The organism is Denitrobaculum tricleocarpae (assembly GCF_007004665.1).
Taxonomy (GTDB): Bacteria; Pseudomonadota; Alphaproteobacteria; order Kiloniellales; family Kiloniellaceae; genus Denitrobaculum; species Denitrobaculum tricleocarpae.
In genome coordinates this window covers 109586-124613 of record NZ_ML660052.1, presented here as the reverse complement: position 1 = coordinate 124613, position 15028 = coordinate 109586, and the positions used below count along the sequence as shown (strand labels likewise).

Annotated in this window: 11 protein-coding genes; 4 read left to right on the top strand and 7 right to left on the bottom strand. The window is 59.7% G+C overall.

Annotation, left to right across the window (positions count from 1 at the left end; all coding sequences use genetic code 11):
- Nucleotides 1-16 precede the first annotated feature (16 nt).
- The 4 genes from sauS to FKG95_RS00560 form a co-directional block, all read right to left on the bottom strand.
- Nucleotides 17-1447, bottom strand: coding sequence for an acylating sulfoacetaldehyde dehydrogenase (gene sauS, locus FKG95_RS00575; RefSeq protein WP_142894087.1), 1431 nt, complete (start codon nucleotides 1445-1447; stop codon nucleotides 17-19).
- A 77-nt stretch (nucleotides 1448-1524) separates the two neighbouring features.
- A complete protein-coding gene (locus tag FKG95_RS00570; RefSeq protein WP_142894085.1) occupies nucleotides 1525-3048 on the bottom strand; it encodes a tripartite tricarboxylate transporter permease in 1524 nt (507 codons plus the stop codon).
- Nucleotides 3049-3057: 9 nt separating this feature from the next.
- Nucleotides 3058-3663, bottom strand: a complete 606-nt coding sequence (locus FKG95_RS00565) for a tripartite tricarboxylate transporter TctB family protein (RefSeq protein WP_179953864.1) — start codon at nucleotides 3661-3663, stop codon at nucleotides 3058-3060.
- 202 nt (nucleotides 3664-3865) lie between these two features.
- Nucleotides 3866-4870, bottom strand: a complete 1005-nt coding sequence (locus FKG95_RS00560) for a tripartite tricarboxylate transporter substrate binding protein (protein ID WP_218940026.1) — start codon at nucleotides 4868-4870, stop codon at nucleotides 3866-3868.
- Between the two features lie 188 nt (nucleotides 4871-5058).
- Here FKG95_RS00560 and FKG95_RS00555 point away from each other — a divergent pair, with 188 nt between their 5' ends.
- Nucleotides 5059-5943 (top strand): LysR family transcriptional regulator, encoded by an 885-nt coding sequence (locus tag FKG95_RS00555; RefSeq protein ID WP_142894081.1) that lies wholly within the window; start codon nucleotides 5059-5061, stop codon nucleotides 5941-5943.
- 343 nt (nucleotides 5944-6286) lie between these two features.
- Here the strand turns inward: FKG95_RS00555 and FKG95_RS00550 are convergent, their stop codons facing one another.
- The 3 genes from FKG95_RS00550 to FKG95_RS00540 all read right to left on the bottom strand — a co-directional run bounded on the left by FKG95_RS00550 (nucleotide 6287) and on the right by FKG95_RS00540 (nucleotide 12243).
- Entirely contained in the window at nucleotides 6287-8344 is a 2058-nt protein-coding gene (locus FKG95_RS00550; RefSeq protein ID WP_142894079.1) for a molybdopterin-containing oxidoreductase family protein, read from the bottom strand.
- 109 nt (nucleotides 8345-8453) lie between these two features.
- Nucleotides 8454-10664 carry a N,N-dimethylformamidase beta subunit family domain-containing protein gene (locus tag FKG95_RS00545; protein ID WP_142894077.1) on the bottom strand — a complete coding sequence of 737 codons (2211 nt, stop codon included), beginning with the start codon at nucleotides 10662-10664 and terminating at the stop codon, nucleotides 8454-8456.
- 145 nt (nucleotides 10665-10809) lie between these two features.
- Nucleotides 10810-12243: a S8 family serine peptidase gene (locus FKG95_RS00540; protein WP_142894075.1), complete on the bottom strand. Its 1434-nt coding sequence runs from the start codon at nucleotides 12241-12243 to the stop codon at nucleotides 10810-10812.
- 235 nt (nucleotides 12244-12478) lie between these two features.
- Here FKG95_RS00540 and FKG95_RS00535 point away from each other — a divergent pair, with 235 nt between their 5' ends.
- The 3 genes from FKG95_RS00535 to FKG95_RS00525 are packed head-to-tail and all read left to right on the top strand — an operon-like array spanning nucleotide 12479 to nucleotide 15023.
- A complete protein-coding gene (locus FKG95_RS00535) occupies nucleotides 12479-13015 on the top strand; it encodes an RNA polymerase sigma factor (protein WP_246116641.1) in 537 nt (178 codons plus the stop codon).
- A complete protein-coding gene (locus FKG95_RS00530) occupies nucleotides 13008-13871 on the top strand; it encodes a hypothetical protein (RefSeq protein WP_142894073.1) in 864 nt (287 codons plus the stop codon). The genes FKG95_RS00535 and FKG95_RS00530 overlap by 8 nt, the downstream gene beginning before the upstream one ends.
- On the top strand, nucleotides 13872-15023 hold the full coding sequence (locus FKG95_RS00525; RefSeq protein WP_142894071.1) for a hypothetical protein: 1152 nt from the start codon (nucleotides 13872-13874) through the stop codon (nucleotides 15021-15023). It abuts the gene before it with no gap.
- The last annotated feature ends 5 nt before the right edge of the window (nucleotides 15024-15028 follow it).

The window sequence follows — 15028 nt, the reverse complement described above, 5'->3', positions numbered from 1 at the left end:
TCCCTCCAACAAGAGATCACTTGCCGTACTTCGACCAGTAGCCGCCGAACAGAGCTTCTTCGGAGGGTTTGTCTTCGGCGATCGTCGTGACCAGATGGGTGATGTTGATAAAATGGCGGTAGTTCAGGTTCTCGCTGATGCTGTTGCCCGCCCAGGTTCCGCCGCCCATGGAGAGCGTGAACGGCAGCGTGTTGTTGAAGCTGCCGCCATTGCCGAAGGTATGGGCCTGATTGACCAGCACCCGAACCACGTCTGTTTCTTCGGCAAGTTCGCGGGCATGCGTGGGATTCGCTGTATGAATCCCGACGGAGTGTCCCTTGCCCTTTACCTCGAGAATGGCGTTCGTGATCCGTTTGGCATCGGCAAAATCGCGCGCGCGATAAACCGTCAGGACCAACGCAAGCTTTTCGTCGGAGAGCGGCCGGTCAGGGCCTGGCCGGTCATCTTCCACCATGGCGAACTTGGCCGTCGCTGCCGCGGCGGACAGACCAATCACCTCCGCAAAGACGTTCATGTCCTTGGCAATCACATGCCGGTTCAGATGGCCATTCTGCCAGAGGCCGTCCAGGACCTTGGATTTCTCGCCGGCATCGCAGAGATGACCGCCGGCGCGTTTCAAGGCGTCCAGTGCCTGGTCGTACACGGCATCGAGAATGACCACCGAGTTCTCCGACGAGCAAGAGGTAGCATTGTCGAAAATCTTCGAGGCGGTGATTTTTTCCGCCGCGTCATCCAGATCGGCAGTGTCGTCGATGATTACCGGCACATTGCCCGCGCCGACACCGATGGCCACCGTGCCGGAGGTCATGGCCCGCTTGACGTTGTTCTGAGACCCGGTCACCACCGCAAGGTCGCAGCTGTTGATCAGGGCCTGGGTCATCTCCTTGGTCACAGGTGCGGGCAGGATCTGAACCAGATCCTCCGGATGATTGCACTTCTTCAATTCGGCGCGCATCAGTTCGACGGTTCTCGCAGTCGTGCCGTAACCCGCGGGCGACGGTGCAATGACGACTGCGTTGCCGCCCTTGAGTGCCATCATGGCTTTGTTCACCGGCGTCGCTGCGGGATTGGTCGAAGGGCAGACAGCGCCCACCACGCCGACCGGCTTGCCGTACTTCACCATGCCCTTCGCCGGGTCTTCCTCGATGACACCGACCGTTTTTGCCCGCAGCAGGTCGCGCAGCGCGCCGAAGGTTTTCCGGGTGTTTTTGATGATCTTGGAGTCAACGTTGCCAAGGCCGGTGTCCTCGACCGCGAGTTCCGCCAGCAGTTTTGCGTTTTCCGGCTTATAGATCGACCATGCAAGAGCCGTCACGGCCTCGTCAACGCGGCCCTGATCATGGTTCTCGTAAGCGTCCATGGCGGCGTGGGCCCGCCGCATCAGGTCCGCGACCGCCAGCTCCGCAGATCCGGCTGCGGGTTCAAGCGCTGTTACCTTGGCAGACATGATTGTTCCTTCCTTGTCTTGCAATAGTGTCTCGCAGGGCATTGGTCTCTGTTGCCTGCGCATTTCTTTCATAAGGCTCAGTCGATGAGCGCCTTTTGCAGTTCACGTCCGCGAATCTCGTTCCAGATGCTGCTGGCGACCGTGAGCACAGCGGCGATCAGGAGAACCGCCGCGATCGGGCGTGAGAAGAAACCGAAGACGTCGTAATCCATCAGCTGCATGGACTTGGCGAAGGCGGATTCCCCGAGCTTGCCGAGGATCAGTCCGAGTACGATCCCGGCCGCCGAATATCCGGTGCGGCGCAGGAAGAACCCGATCGCGCCGGCCAGGAACATCACCCAGACATCGATCGTCAGATTACGCAGCGCAAACGCACCGATGGTGGCGAGCAGCAGGATGCCCGGTGCCAGCCAACGGAACGGCACGTTCAGAATGTGCACGACCGTCTTGGTCTGCAGCCAGCCGAGAAAAACGATGAAGAGATTGGCCCAGAACATGGCCGCAAAGGTCACCCAGACCAGATCGGAGGAGTTGATGAAAATAAGCGGCCCGGGCTCCATGCCGTGAATCTGGAATATACCCATGATCATCGCGGTCAGCGCACCGCCGGGAAGACCGAGCGCCAGCAGCGGGATCATGGCTGCGCCGGTCGCCGAATTGTTCGCGGTCTCGGAGGCGACCACGCCCGCCAGTTCGCCCTTGCCGAAACGCTCCGGCGTTTTCGACCAGCGGACCGCCTGGCTGTATCCGAGAAAGGCCGCCAGTGTCGCGCCGATGCCGGGAAGGATCCCGGCGAAGAAACCCAGGAACATGGAGCGCAGCATGGTAAAGCGGACCGACCAGAATTCGACGAGGGACGGGAATTCCAGGCTTGCCTTCGGACGCTTGCGTTTTCCCTCGGCAATGCTCATGGCCTGGACGAAGACTTCCGATACGGCGAAGAAGCCCAGGATCATAGGAATGAAGTGAATGCCGGCCGAGAGGTAGTAGGAGGAAAATTCAAAGCCCATGACAGAGCCGCCGTTAAAGCGCGGCACGCCGCCCACAGGATCGGTGCCAATAGTCGCGATCAGCAAACCCGCAAACACCGAGAGCCAGCCCTTCCAGAGGGTTTCCGCCCCGACCGAAGCGGACACCGCCAGACCGAAAAAGATCAGGGCAAAAATCTCCTGCGGCCCGAAGGCGCGCACTGCCCAGCCTGCGATCAAGGGTGTCGCCGCCATCATGATAATGGCCGACGCGACACCGCCGATTGCGGAGCAGGAGACAGCCGCGCCGATGGCTTTGCCCGACTTGCCCTGAACAGTCATGGGGTAGCCGTCGAAGCAGGTGGGCGCATTCTCGGGCGCACCGGGAATGTTGAAAAGAATCGCCGTGATGGCGCCGCCGAAAACACCCGCGCAATAGATGACGGAGAACAGCATCACAGCATGATTAGGGTCCATGTTGATGGTAAAGGGCAGCAGAACCGCGCCAAGGGTGAGCATATTCACGCCCGGTATCGCGCCGAACAGCATGCCGCCGATCAAGCCGAAACCAAAAATCATGACCGCTGTCGGGTCGCCGAAGAGTGTGAGGGTGCCATTCAAAAACTCAATCATGACACCCACTCACATTCCGGTCCGGACAAACGCGATTATCCAGTTGTTGAGGTCGTAAAAACCCTCGACACGTCCAACTGGCAGAGCGACATAGAAAAAGCGCGTGAAGATCAGCAGCACGAGCCCGTGGACGACGGCAGTCACGCTGATCAGCGCTTTAATGCTGCGCACCTCCAACAGCAGCAGGATGGCGAGAATGAAGAAGGGCGTCGCGACATAGAAGCCGATTTCCGGCATCACGTAGAGATAGAGGAAGGGCACCAGAAAAACCCCGGCGCGTTGGAGCTTTGCACCCAGCGTTAAACCTGAATGCGCCGGTTTGCTCTCCTGACCGGAAGACGGATCAGCCGGTTTTTCTCGCTCAGCGCGTCGGCGGGTGAGTTTGTAGAGCAATTGTGCGGTCGCACCAAATGCCAGGGCTGCACAGAGAACACGCGGCCAACCCGACGCCCCAAACTGGTATTCGGCAATCGGCTCATCAAAGTTATCGGTCAGCGCGTATACCATCCCGGCAAGCACCAGCCAAAACAACCACTCCAGCACAGGGGTTGAAAAAAGCGGGCTGATCGAAACGGTCAGGGTCTGACCATCAGGTCTGTGATCGGAAGAGGACACAACTTCCCTCATCTCTGTATCGCTTGTCGGGGAAAGACTGGCTGTTCAGAGAACGTGAACATGAGTCAGCCATGAGGTAGTAGAGGCCACACAAGTCTCCCTCCGCCAGGAGAAGCCTTAAGCTAACTTCCCGGCATGACATTTCCCGGCGAAAGGCGACTTGGTTCTTGTCTTCGCCGCAACTAAGCGGCAGCGGCGAGAGTTACTTTCCGATCCCCAGTTCCTTGTAGACGGCACGATAGGTCTGCACGGCGTCATTGATCAGCTTTACGGATCCTTCAGTATCGCGATAGCTGTTGATCAGGTTCATGAACTTCTTTTCGTTGAAAGCCTGGAACCCTTCCGTCTCGAAGCCCGCTTTACAGGCCGCGGCCAGGAACTCCGTGCGGTCCTTCGGCACGTCGCGCTTCACGTAGAATCCGCGGAAGCGGGTCAAGGCTTCGAAGTCCGCTCCGACTTCTTTATGAGTTGGCGTATCGGCGAAGACCTCGGGACGTTCATCCAGAAAGGTCAGAATCGGCTTCATCTGGCCGGAGTCCAGGAAACTGCGTACGTCGCCGGGCTGCTCGAACAATACGTCAACATGCCCACCGATCAAGGCGCCATAGCGCTCAGCCGGTTTATCGAAAGCGATCTGTTTGACCTTCACACCCAAGGCATTCTGCAATTGCGACATGACGACCAGTTCCATCGAACCGACCTTGCCCAGGTTGGCCATCGAGGCTTGACCGGGGTTGGCTTTTACAAACTCCATGAAAGACTTCCAGTCGGTGAAACGATCCTCGTCACCGCGGATATAGATCTGACTGAAGGTAATCTGCGTCATGCAGAGCGGCGTCCAGTCTTCAGCCGGGTTTTCACGGATATCGCCTTTCGCGTAGGCGGAAATGGCGTTGTCGATGTGCTCCATCACCGTGTAGCCATCGGCGGGCGAGAGCATAAAATCAGGAATCGCCGCCGTTCCACCGCCGCCGGGCTTATTCACCACCTGAAAATTCAGACCGGCCACTTCCTCCATGGCTTTCGCCATGGAACGGGCCAGTTGATCGGAGCCTCCGCCGGCACCAAAGGGCACGATCATGGTCAAAGGCCGAAGCCCAAACCCAGCCGGTTTTTCAGATAATTCCGAGGCCGAAAGACCATGAGACGCAGCGGAAAAAAGTAATGCACCAATGGCAAGGCCACAGGCCGTTGTTTTATTGATCACGTTTATCTCCCCATTTGTTTCTCAGGTAAGGCTCAACCTGATTTCGTTTCTTTTTTGTTAATTCAAAATACAACTCATCGATTTAGTTCGCCCAAAAACGCCCTCAGGATAGCAGCAATTTTTCTTCTACAAAGCGGATTTTTGTTCCATTATCATCAGGTTTTTTGGTGTTGTAGTGAGAATCAAAAGTGTCCATCAAACAGTTCAAAGCCTTGGTTGCCGCCAGTCAGCACGGCTCCTTCAGCGCTGCGGCGGATGCTCTTCATCTCACACAATCTGCGGTAAGCATGCAAGTCAATGCTCTGGAAAAAACACTCGGGACAGCGCTCTTTGACCGCAGCCACCGTCCCCTGCACCTGACTGCGTCCGGACAGATCGTTTTAGCGAAAGCGCGTGAAATTCTGCGCCATTACGATGGTATTCAGGATGCCTTGGCGGAAACCCAACCCTACTCCGGCGTTTTCCGCCTGGGGGCTGTACCTACAACTCTGACGAATATTCTCCCGCGCGCGGTTATGCTTCTCACCGAGCGCGAACCACGCCTGACCCTGAACGTGATCTCGGGTTTGTCGGGCGCTCTGGCCGAGCAGGTCCGCAAAAGCGAGATCGACGCCGCCCTGATCAGCGAACCCGCAAACCTGCAGGTCGATCTGGACTGGCAACCGGTGACACGTCAGAAAATCGTTGTCGTCGCACCGCCCGATTCTACAGAAAAAGACGTTCGCGACGTCTTCGGCACACACCCCTACATCCGCTTTAACCGGGGCGCCTGGGCGGCACCGCTCATCGAGAATCGCCTGGAGGAAATGGGCATATCGATGGACACACGGGCCGAGATCGAATCCATTGAGTCGATCTGCATGATGGTTGCCGCCGGCTTCGGTGCTTCGATCATTCCCGACACCGGCATGCGGATTCCCTTCTCACCTAGACTGCGCACTCTGGAATTCGGCGCGCCGCCGACATACCGCACCATCGGACTGCTCTCGCGCAGCGCCATGCAAAAAGAGAACATCCGCGCGAAGATTCACAGCGCCTTGACCAACGCGGTGAGCCTTGCTGTGGAGAACTAGGTTGGGAACTCCTATTCTTTGACGGTCTTGACGACAAAATTATATTTTCTGGCAAGGAGTTAGGAATGGAGCGATGCTGTAGCATCGTGCTTAGCCAGAATTGGACTGACGACACGACGCTGCCCAGAACGTGGTTCCCAGAACTCATAATCTTGCCGCCCCTTTGGGGTCGTGTTTTGCCTGGTTCTAGGGGCGTCGAGCCCTCTCACCGGGCCTACGGGCCCGCTTTCGAGACCTCTCCTGCCTAAAACCAGGCAAAACACGATCAAGACCATCAAGGAATAGGAGTCCTCAACCTAGCGTATGTCTTTACGCCCGGACGTCCTTTTGAGCCGGCAAGAGGTCAAGCACTGCATGCAGCCACCTCGACGTAGGTATCGTTGTAGCAGGCGCCGTCCATGATATCGGTTTTGAGGTCCGCCGAAATCAGGGCGTTGACCGTTTGGCCGGTTTCGCTCGTGCTCAGCCAGGTTCCCTTCGCCGAATAGAGCACGCCGGGCTGGACGTCATCACTGATCTCGGCGATGAGCGTGACTTTGCCAAGATCGTTCCAGATCGTCACTCTGTCGCCCTGTTCGATCCCGCGTGCCGCGGCGTCAAGCTCATGGATTTCCAGGCGCTCGGGTCCCCGGGATTCGGCTTGACCGCCGAAGGTGGCATTTGTGCGCTTGGAGGAAGACGGCGAGATCAGGGCCAGAGGATAGGTCGCCGGTACAGCCTCGTATCTGGGCACGCCGTAGCCAAACTGCGTCTCAAGATCTTGAGAGAAGAGCTCGATCTTACCGCTTGCCGTCGCGGGCACAACGCTCTCGCACATGATGAGCTCGTCGCCGCCGTTGCTGGTCATGGCAAGGGCGCCATCGAGTGGCAGTTGGCTGGGCCGTTGCCCCGCCAGCCGCGGATCCGCGGGATCGAAGGCGTCGTCCATCAACTCCGCGTCACTTGCCTTGAACATCGGGTCGTCAAAGCCGAAGCGTGCAGCCAGGCGCCGGAAGATCTCACTGTTCGGCAGGGCCTGACCGACCGGCGGAATCACAGCTTCGGCCCGCTGCAGGTAGGCCTGTCCATAGGCCGAATAGATATCGTCGTATTCAAAGTGTGTGGCCGCAGGCAGGATCACATCGGCGAAGGCCATGCTGTCATTCATCTCGACATCACAGCCGACAATGAAAATCTCCTCGCGGCTGAGCGCCGTCCGCAGGCGGTTCTGATCGGGATGGGTGCAAACCGCATTGTGATTATAGAGGAACACGGCGCGTATCGGCGGGTCGATATCGTCCGTCAGGAGATGCCGCGGAATATCCACGATGTTGAGCGTCCGCGTCCCCTCCGGCACAAGATCGGGCCGCTGCAGCTTCGCCGGTGTCGCGGGAAACGCGAATCCCGGCTTAGCGAAAACGCCCGCCCCCAGGCGGCCGAACTGGCCGGTCAGGGCTTGCAGTGCCATGGCGGACCGGATCGACGAACCACCGCTGTGTCCTCGCTCCGGTCCATTGCCGACCGATAGTGCAACCCTACCAGCTGCGGTATAGAGCTCGATGAAACGCTCGACCTCGGCCATCGAGAGACCGCAAACATCGCAGGCCTCGGCCAGACTGATCTTTCGCGCCTCCTCCATGTAGGCGTCAACGCCCTCGACCCATTGATCGATGAAGGCTTGATCGAAGGCGCCGCGCCGCTCAAGCTCGGCAGTCAGCGCGAGGAACAGGACCACGTCGGTCCCGGGCTTGATCTGGAGGAAAAGATCGGCCTGTGCCGCGATTTTCGTCCGCTTTGGATCAATGACGATCGACAGGGCGCCGTTCTCCTGGCGGGCTGCCTTGATCGCGCGCGCAAAGTGCAGATTGGACACCGTCACATTGTTGCCGACCACGACGATGAGGTCCGCATGACGCGCCTGCTCCGGTGGCATTCCTGGCGCTGCCCCAAAGACACTGGTGTAAGCCGCTCCGCGCACGCCGCCGCAAAGCGGGCCGCGATCGACAAGGCTGGCGCCCAGTTTATGGAAGAAACGCCGGTCCATGGAACCGCCGGCGATCTGGCCGTGCGGTCCGGCATAATTCAAAGGCACGACAGCTTGCGGACCGTCAGTGCCGATCACCGGCACAACGCGCTCATAGACCAGATCAAGCGCCTCTTCCCAGGAGACCGGGCAGTATTCGCCGCTACCGCGCGGGCCGGTCCGACGCAGCGGTGTCGTCAATCTGCGTTCGCCATGAACAAAATCCGGGTAGGAACTCGAGACTTTCTTGCAGATAACACCGGCCGTGTAAGGATTTGCTTCGGAGCCCCGCACCTTGAGCACCCTATGACCGTCGGTCTCGACCGACAGGCTACAGGTGTCCGGACAATCCAGGGGGCAAATGGACGGCTTGGTCGTAACGGTCTCTTGGCTGCTCATGACTCAGGCTTCCTCGCGGCTTAAGAATGAGCAAGCTACAGCCGTAAAGTGGCCCTGCCCAAGAGCCATTTCTGGAGAACCGGCAGGGCCAATCGGATAGAAAGCTTCTTCAAGCCTTTTTCAGGAAGTGCCGAATGACGTTCTCGAGCAATCTGGAGATATTGTTTTCGAAGTTGTTGTGGGGCAGGCTCCCGCAAAAGGTGATGGACCCGGTCGAGAAAACCGCGCCACCCCCCGGCAACTCGAAATAGGTCATGTCGGCCCGCAAGAGATGCTCGACCGGCTCTCCGGGCCAATTGGTGATGTGCGTCAGTTGCTCTTCGGGAACCAGGACAAAAGCGTCGCTGTGGCCCTCCGAGCTGGCCAGAATCTCGATGTTTTCAGGTGAGCCGAGACGGACGTCGGCACGGTCGAGCTCGAAACCCGCCGCACCGCCTCCGGACAGGCCGAAGTCCCCGAGGATTTCATCCTCGATCCCCTCAAAGACCCAGGCGGCGCTTGGCGGCGGGTTCTTCCTATTGCGCCGGTAGTAGGACCCCTCAAATTGCCCCTGGGCGGAGAAGCCGACACCGGCAATCTTTTGAGGCGGTCGTCCGCTTCGGCGCCAAAGTCCCCCGTAGGCACCGTCAAAAGCATTGAAATACTCGCCGGGCTCCGCAGCCCAGGCCCGAATTCCACCTTCTGCCCGGCGGATCTCAATGGCACCTGGTTCGCTTTCATGCAGTGCAACCCGCCAGTAAAATCCGTTGCCGCCGAGATAGAGCAGCTTGCCGCCCTGGTCCCGGTAGTCCGTAAGCGCGTCCAAGGTCTCGCGGGTGTGATACTCCGGGTGGCTGCCGGTGGTGACGGCGGCATAGCCGTCGATGGCCGAGACTCCCTCGTCATGCAGCTCCTGATCGGTCACGATGTCGTAGTCGAGGCCCTTGGCTTCCAACCAGGCGATCAGGTGACTATCGGCCTGAAAGTGTCGCAAACCTGAGCTTTCGCCATAACCGTAAGTGACATAGCCGGGCCGCAGGTTCATGAGGGGACGCCGGTGAGAGGCGTGACAGATCCCGCTGCCGTCACTGTGGAAGTTGTAGGTGGAGAGTCCATACTCCAAATGCTCTGCAGGATTCCAGGGATAGGCGTTCCAGGTCGCAAAGCGGTCTTTCCAGCTCGCTTCAAAATCCGGACGGGCGTGATTGCCGTAGACCGAGTAAGTGAAGGTCGAGACCAGAACACAGAGATCCGCCTGGCGGCGGCCTTTTGGCGGCAGCACGAAAAAGGGGATGGCATCTTCCTGGCCGTTGCAGCTCAGCCGTGCCGCGTAGATGCCCGGTTTGAGAGTCTCGGGAATCTCGAAGGTAAAATCCGTTTCCCAGCCGAAGTCATAGATATCGTCGTCATGAAAGTGAATCGCGCCGTATTCCGCAGGCGCGTGACGCCAGCACATCTCACGCGCCGTCCAGTTGGATCCGGTCATAGCCCGCGCGGGCAGATTGACGAGTTCCCCATGCAGACCCGATGGGCCGATGTCCTCGATCCCGGTTCCCGTGGTTCCGCGCGCGAAATCCCACTGTGCCAGCACGCCCTCCGCCGGGCCGCCACCAAGACCCGCCATCTCCTCGGGCGTCACTGCACGGCCAAACAGGACAGGAGCTTCAATCTTGCCGTTGAAACAGCCTGTTACAGCATCGCTCCGTGCGCCGCCTGCCATGGCAGCAATCAGAAGATCGCTGTCTGGTGCCGCAGGTTCGAAGCCCGCAACAGTCAAGGCACTGCGTTCTGCGGGGCGCGCGGCGTTTTCCAGTGGTGCGACACCAACCTCAAGTCTCTTTTCATCCGCATCGAAGCTGGCCCAGATTCTGACCCAGGCGCGGTTCTTCACCGCCCGGTCCGTAGAGGCCGTCACGGCATGACCCCGGGCATCCCCAATCCGGACCGAGGGGCGCCCGTCGGCATCGAGCATCAGGACGAAGCCATCCTCGGATCGGGCGCTGTTCCAGGAAAACACCGCCTGCTCCCTGCCGTTGCCAGGAAGAGTCGGCCAGATATTGGCCGCCACGGTAAAGCTCCGGATGGCAGGCGCGGCACGCCGGGGTGTAATACGCGCGTAAGACCCTGGAAAAAAGGGCTGGATCCGCGAGGGATAGGCACCCGCAAAATCCACGGCAATCTCTTCCTCAATAATTCCCGGTCCGGCGGGGTTGGGATCCGCCGACACACTCCGGACAAGCCACGCTTTATATGGCTCCGTCTCGGTGGAACTGACCTTGAACTCGATCTTGTCGCCAGGCCGGCCAGACAGGCGGTCGCAGTATCCGATAAGGGGTATCATAAGGCTTTCCCGGTATTTGAAGGTCACTGATGAAGTGTCTGACAGACGACTCGGACGAGAGGCCGGGATCATAACCGAGTTTCAGCTCGCGGGTCACCCAGACGGCGCGGACGTCCGCCCGGCAATCGCAATTTCCTGCGGCCTGCTAGCGACCGGGGCAAATGTCCCCGCTCTGGATCAATCCCCAACCGAAGATCGGGTCCTTCCCGCGCGCACCCAGATCGACCGTTCCCTCACGCAGTCTCCGGCGAAGATTGTCCGGGTCGATCTTTTGCCCCGGACTGATCATCCCCGCCGCAATTGCGGTCACAAAGGGCGCCGCGAAGGATGTGCCGTAATGGAACTTGCCATCCGAGTTGTCGCTGGCCGCCCAGATCTTCACGCCGGGCGCGGCGAGCGAGAGGTAATCACCGCGATTCGCGCGCCGATAAGGACGCCGCCTGCTGTCAACCGCCGTCACGGCAACAACGGTCTCGTAACCGGCAGGATAAGCCGTTGGTGCGGCCGGACCTCCGTTCCCCGCAGCGGCAACGACCAATACACCCGCGTTCTCAAGCCTTTTGATCGTCGCGCCCAATGCAATGTTGGGCGGACCGGCAAGGCTCATATTGATGACCGCAACATTCTGCGATGCCAGCCAGTTCAGGCTGGCGAGCAGGGAGACGACATTCGCCGCCGAACCTCCCTTCTCATCCTGATAAAAGGCATTGGCGGCAAAGAGCTCGGCGGCCGGCATAAGCCCGCGGACGCCTGACGGATCGGTCGAAACCATCAGGGCGGCAATCGCAGTCCCGTGACCATCGACCGCAACGATCTGATCCGGTTCGATGAAACTGCGCCGTGTAATGTTGCTGTTCTGCAAAGCCTTATGATTTAGATTCACGGTGGTGTCCACCATGCCGACTCGCACGCCGGCGCCGCAGCTGCCAGCCGCGTTGTTCCAGCCGATCATCGCCCTTCCCAAACACAGATCCGAACCGCAGGCCTCAGCCCCGATCTGCGTGGCCAACTCCGTCCGGGCGTCATTACCGACCCGATAGAGATGATTGAGCTCGTAGATGCCCGGCACGTTGTTCGCCAGTAGATTCCGGGCTTCGATCGCATCGGTCTGCGGCGGCAAACCAAGGCGCGTGACCACCAGCCCAAAGCGGTTCAGGATCGACTGAGACCGCACGACAAATCCGAGATCCGCTGCGCGCTGCAGGTCCTGAGCATCGGAGTTTACCGCTAGAACTTCATCAGGTTCGAAAGAGTATCCCTCACCGTCAGTCTCGCCGGAAGACTGTTCGTCTTCCTCATCGTCATCTTCGCCATCATCATCATCTTCGTCATCATCGTCGTCGTCATCATCGTCATCATCGTCATCATCGTCGTCGTCATCGTCGTCGTCGTCGTCGTCATCGTCGTCGTCGTCGTCGTCATCGTCGTCATCATCGTCATCATCGTCCGCCATCGCAGCGGGGAAGAGGATACTCTCGCCGTCCGTCAAGAAGGATTGAGGGCGTAACGGCGCGACCAACGCAAAAGCAATCAGCAGGACAATCAGAAAACGCGTGAGTTTGAAAAGAGACATCATCATTTCTCGATCATGGAACCGAATTTGACGAACATGGCCGCTACGTCGGACATGCTTAAACAGCACTTACAATGCTACAACGTCCGGCGGGAGAAAACCTTCCCATAAGTCTGATTTTTTTTGATGTTTACGGCAGCAAAAGTGCAGAGTGAGGAAAAATCCGAAAAAAATTTCCCGGAGCGGGAAGAAAATCGGATTTAGCCCGTTGTCTGAATATCACAACCGGATTGTTTGACCTGTGACGCAAGAGACCAAACAAGAAATGGTGGCCATGCTGCCGCGTTTACGGCGCTTTGCCTACGCTCTCACGGGATCGACGGATCTTGGGGACGATCTGGTGCAAGCCGCCTGTGAGCGGGCGCTAAGCCGTTTGGATCAATGGCAAAAAGGCACCCGGCTGGATAGCTGGATGTTTCGGATTATGCAGACGATATGGATAGATCAGATGCGGGCAAAGAAAGTCAGGGGCCACAAAATCGACCTGGAGACCGCGGGCGACGTTGCCGGCGAAGACGGCGAGCGCGCCATGGAAGCGCGCCTGACGCTGAAACGCGTGCGCAGCGCGGTCGAGGAGCTGCCGGAGGAGCAGCGGCTGGTCCTGACCCTGGTCTCCATCGACGGCCGATCCTACAAGGAAGCGGCGCAAATCCTTGATGTTCCAGTCGGAACTATCACCAGCCGCCTGGCGCGCGCGCGGCGCAGACTCTACGAAGTCGCGTACGAAACCACCGCGAACATCGCTCCCATCCCAAGCCTGGAACCGAACAATGGTTAAGCTCAATGACGAGACGCTGATCGCCTACTCGGACGGCGAACTGGACGAAAAGACCGCCGCCGAGGTCGAGGCCGCGTTGAAAGACGATCCGGTCGCCCGGGAAATTGTCCATAAATTTCAAGAGGCTGCCCGTCTGGCCGGTGAGGCCTTCGACGACCCGATGCAGGAAGAGGTGCCCGAGCGCCTGCTGAAACTCTTCGAAGAACCCCGATCCGAAGAGGCCGCGCCGGAAGCCCCCGGGGCACCCGCAGCAGAGAGCTCGAATATCGCCGATCTGTCCCAAATCCGGGCCGCGCGGGAAACGAAAAGACATACAAATGTCACAGCTATCGAAGAGCCGGGCACGGTCCGCCGCTTCGCCCTGCCCCTGGCCGCGTCGCTGGCACTGATCATCGGGATCGGCGGTGGGTTCGGTCTGTCGAATTTCACCGCGCCCTCCGCCCCCGACGTAATCGCCGCGGGAACGATCCCCCAGTCTTCCGTCCTGCACGCCGCGCTGGAGCGCAGCCCCAGCCTGCAGAGCCTCGAAGAGGTCTCCGGGGACGGTCTGACCAAAAACCAGATCGAGCCCCTGCTGAGCTTCGTCGACAACAACGACCGCCACTGCCGGGAGTACCGGATCACCAGCAGCAACGTGAGCGGCAGCCAGGACCTGACCGGCGTGGCCTGCCGCGGCGACGACGGCGCCTGGACCCAGCAGATCGCGGTGGTTCAGGAAATCCCGGCGAGCGGCGGCTACAGCCCGGCGTCGGGGCAGACCGACAGCGTACTGGAAAGCTTCCTGAACGGGATCATGAAGGACGAGCCCCTGGACGACGAAGCGGAAGCCCGCCTGCTCGATTCGGGCTGGCAATAGATGACAGTCCGATCCGACCTCAATCTTCGACCCGGGAGGAAAAGACGTCTCTCGACCCGGGTCGCCGGCCTGCTGCTTGCCATTACGCTCGGGTTCCCGTCATCCCAGGCGGCGAGCCTGCAACCCGAACGCCTGGACCGGGCCATCGAAGCGGCGCAGCAACAGCTCATCGGTGCGCAGTTGGAGAGCGGCTTTTTCGACTACGACTTCGACTTCCTGCGCGGCAAGCCCACCGGCAAGAGCAACATCGTCCGCCAGGCCGGCACGGCCTACGCCCTGGGCGAAGCCTACGCCCACCAGCGGACGGCGGAACTGAGAGAGCCGCTGCGGAAGGCCGTCGCCGCGCTGGCAGGAAAATCCATTCCGGTCGATCGGGGCGAGCTGATCTCCTTCAACGGCAAGCGCAGCGGCATCAAGGGCGGCGCGACCGCCCTGGCGCTGCTGGCGGAGCTTTACTATTACCGCAACAGCGGCGACGGCCGCTTTGCGCAGCAGCGCGAAGCCTGGCTGCAGGGCCTGCTCGGCCTGCGCCGGCCCGGCGCCGGTTTCCTGCGCGCGCCTGATTCGACCGAAGAGTCCCACTACTACAACGGCGAGGTCTGGCTGGCCCTCGCCTTCTACATTGCCACCTTCGAGAGCGCCCGCCTGGAGCGTCAACTCAGAGACATCGACCGCGCCATGATGGCGGCCTACGGAAAAGAACCGCACATCGGCTTCTTTCACTGGGGCGCCATGGCGGCGGAGCGGCGCTTTCGCGATACGGGCCGCGAAGAGCTCAAGCGTTTCGCGCAAAGCCAGGCCGAGAATTACCTCACAAGCCTGAGGCCAAAGCGCAGCCTCAACGCCAACACCTGCTATTCCCTGGAAGGGATGATCCCGGCCCTGAGCCTGACCGGCCCCGAGGATGCACTTTATCAGCCGCTGGAATCGCGCATTGAATGGGAGATGCGCAAAATCATGACCTTTCAGATCCAGCCGGGTCAAACCCAGCTCGACCTGGGGGACGGGATCCTGCTGACGTCGCCGGACCTGGCCGCCTTCGGGGGGGCCTTCATCGCAAACCGCAAGACCCCACTGACCCGAATCGACTACACCCAGCATTGCCTCTCCGCGATCATCAAATACAAGGAGTGGCGCGAAGCGGGATCTTGAATTTG